The sequence below is a fragment of the bacterium genome, assembly GCA_024224155.1.
GTDB lineage: Bacteria > Acidobacteriota > Thermoanaerobaculia > Multivoradales > JAHEKO01 > CALZIK01.
The window spans coordinates 1-2,126 of the sequence record JAAENP010000123.1; the positions used below are offsets into that span (position 1 = coordinate 1).

General features: G+C 62.9%; 2 protein-coding genes, 1 tRNA gene and 1 other RNA gene. 2 read left to right on the top strand and 2 right to left on the bottom strand.

Annotated features, from left to right (window positions below; translation table 11 throughout):
* A partial coding sequence (gene dnaX, locus GY769_06905; protein ID MCP4201648.1) for a DNA polymerase III subunit gamma/tau occupies window positions 1-1,111 on the bottom strand: 1,111 nt, incomplete at its 3' end.
* Window positions 1,112-1,167: 56 nt separating this feature from the next.
* Window positions 1,168-1,267, bottom strand: an RNA gene (gene ffs, locus GY769_06910) — signal recognition particle sRNA small type.
* A gap of 139 nt (window positions 1,268-1,406) precedes the next feature.
* Here ffs and GY769_06915 point away from each other — a divergent pair.
* Entirely contained in the window at window positions 1,407-1,877 is a 471-nt protein-coding gene (locus tag GY769_06915; protein ID MCP4201649.1) for a nucleoside deaminase, read from the top strand.
* Between the two features lie 71 nt (window positions 1,878-1,948).
* Window positions 1,949-2,038 (top strand) — tRNA-Ser (locus GY769_06920).
* The last annotated feature ends 88 nt before the right edge of the window (window positions 2,039-2,126 follow it).

A 2,126-nucleotide genomic window follows, 5' to 3' on the forward strand; every position in this document is an offset into this window, starting at 1 on the left:
CGCGAGTCAGCTTGGGGAGCTCCGCGGCGCGCAGCCAAGCGAGTTCGAGAGCCAGCAGCGCGAACTCGCTGCGCCGAACGATCGGCTCGCTCATCAACAGATGATCGGCGAGGCGCAGCAGAGTCTCGTACCTATGGGAGCGCACCAACTCCGCTAGATTCTCAGCCTCTTCTAGCGGCAGATCAATGGTCTCGGGTCGTCCGCCGATCGCGAGGTGAAGCGCGTCGCGCGCGTAAACCAGGAACTGTCCGAAGACGCTATGCGGATCCCAGCCGTTTCCTTCGATCTCGCGGATGGTCTCGGTGACGTCTCCAGGGCGGCCTTCGAGGATCGCGGCGAGCACGCGGTGGAAGATCGCCGCGTCCAGCCCGCCGAGCAGATTCGAGGCGTCGCGGTCGTCGATTTCGCCGTTGCCAAAGGTGGCGAGCTGATCGAGGAGGGCGACGGAGTCGCGGACGCTGCCCTCTCCGGCACGGGCGATCAGACGAAGCGCCGCGTCACTGACTTTGATCTGCTCAGCGTCACCGATCTGCCGCAGATGCTTGGCCAGCACCGGAGACGGAACGCGCCGAAACTGGAATTCCTGGCAGCGTGAAAGGATCGTCGCGGGTACCGCATCGATCTCGGTCGTCGCGAAAACGAAGACCAGATGCGGTGGTGGCTCTTCGACGATCTTGAGCAGCGCGTCGAAGGCTTGTCGCGACAGGCGATGAACCTCGTCGAGCACGACGACCTTGAAACGATCCCGCGCCGGTCCATAGCGCAGGCTCTCCGTGAGCTCGCGGACCTGTTCGACCTTTGAATAGGTGGCGGCATCCACCTCGAGGAAGTCGAGATCCTTGCCGGCGGTAATCTGGTTACAGGGGGGGCATTCGTTGCACGGATTCTCGGCCGGCCGATCGGGCTCGGGTCCGCGCTCGCAGTTGAGAGCCTTGGCGAGCACCCGGGCCGCGGTCGTCTTGCCGACGCCACGGATGCCTGAGAAGAGATAGGCCTGTGCGATTCGGTTCTCTTTCAGGCCGTTCCGCAGAGCGGTGATGATCGGCTCCTGGCCGACGATGCTCGAGAAATCCTGAGGGCGCCACTTGCGGGCGAGAACCTGGTAGGTCATGTCGGCGAGTCAGAACCCGGGGAGGCCGCGCGTCTGGAATCAACAGCAGTCGACGAAGGGTTCCGGTGAATCTGCGGCACCCGGATCGAGTACCTTATCGCTGCTCCCTTCCGGGCCTGACGAGGTTCGGTATCGCCCGGTGCACAGGACCCGAACCCTTCGTCGACCGCTGCCCAAGGAGACTGATGCTATGCCCTGAAGAGCGGGTTGTAAAGCGATAGTGACCCACGTCGGAGCTCCTGGTTTACCGGTGGCGACGCATCGGCTAAGATATCGCTCGCTCGTGCGCCGATGGATGGACATGGACGACGATCAACGTTGGATGGAGCTAGCGCTCCGCGAGGCGAGACGGGCGGCGGATCTCGGAGAGGTGCCGGTTGGAGCCGTGGTGGTGCAGGGTGAGACCCTCATAGCGAGTGGCTTCAATCGTCGCGAGATCGATCGGGATCCGCTGGCTCATGCCGAAATGCTCGCCATTCGGCGGGCGGCCAGCGTCGTGGACGGATGGCGGCTGATCGGTTGTACGATGTTCGTGACCTTGGCGCCTTGCAGCATGTGCGCCGGTGCTCTGGTCAACAGTCGAATCGAAAGGCTGGTGTACGGAGCGAACGATCCGAAAGCCGGTTTCTGCGGATCGCTTGGAGACCTGGTTCGAGATGCTCGGCTCAACCATCGCCTGGAGGTTCGCTGCGGGGTTCTCGAGACCGACTGCGGCAGAGTCTTGAAAGACTTCTTCACCGGTCTCAGACAACAAAGAGATCTTTGAAAAAAGCGCCGCCGTGATTCGATCGGCGGTGTCGGTGTCCGGGGCACAGCCCTGGCGCTGAACAATGGTGCGGAGAGGTGTCCGAGCGGCCGAAGGAGCACGCCTGGAAAGCGTGTGTAGGGGTAACTCTACCGAGGGTTCGAATCCCTCCCTCTCCGCCATATGAAGACCAAGGAGAGGTGCCGGAGTGGTCGAACGGGGCGGTCTCGAAAACCGTTGACCGCGCAAGCGGTCCGTGGGTTCGAATCC

Bases quoted from the DNA above. Each gene is read 5' to 3' on its own strand.
- GY769_06915 (MCP4201649.1), top strand. From the start codon at position 1,407: ATGGACATGGACGACGATCAACGTTGGATGGAGCTAGCGCTCCGCGAG.